This is a genomic window from Halalkalibacter sp. HAAS-P013 (genome assembly GCF_056619925.1).
On sequence record NZ_JBWQTU010000063.1, the window covers coordinates 1 to 634 of the forward strand.

Annotated in this window: 1 protein-coding gene; it reads right to left on the reverse strand. The window is 39.9% G+C overall.

Annotated features, from left to right (window positions below; translation table 11 throughout):
• Positions 1-80 precede the first annotated feature (80 nt).
• On the reverse strand, positions 81-634 hold a 554-nt coding region (locus AC1FXP_RS23570), incomplete at its 5' end, for a carbohydrate ABC transporter permease (protein ID WP_480064320.1).

Sequence of the window (634 nt, forward strand, 5' to 3'; positions counted from 1 at the left end):
TAAATAAAGGGGAAACAAAATAACGATCGATCCAACGATAAGTAATGTCGTGACAGTCCAGTTTATTTTTTTCGTCATCATTACATTTGCACCTCCCGCTTCTGCAAGAAACGAATTTGGATAATAGAAATCGTGACAATGACGATGAAGTAAATGACCGCATTAGCTGATTGGTAGGCAAACTCTCCACCTTGGAAACCACCACGGTAGATTAATAGAGAAATAGACTCGGTTGAACGTCCTGGTCCCCCTCCTGTTAATGCCATAATGTGGTCAAAGACCATTAAGAAGTTCTTCATCGCAAGAACCATGTTGATTGTGAAGAATGGAGCAATAAGTGGGAACGTAATTTTCCAGAACTCTTGCCATTTGTTTGCACCATCTAAATTGGATGCTTCATAAAGCCCTTGATCAATCGTTGCAAGTCCTGCTAAATAAAGAATGACATTGAATGCAGCAGCCTGCCATACGGCAACAATCACAATCCCAACCCAAGCTAAGTCCGGGTTACCTAGGATATTGGTTGCAAGTGTCGTCATCCCAAGATTTTGAGCAATAGACGGAAGAAATACCGCAAAAATATAGTTAAAGATAAATCCGACAATCAAAACACTTAAAATATTTGGCATGAAGT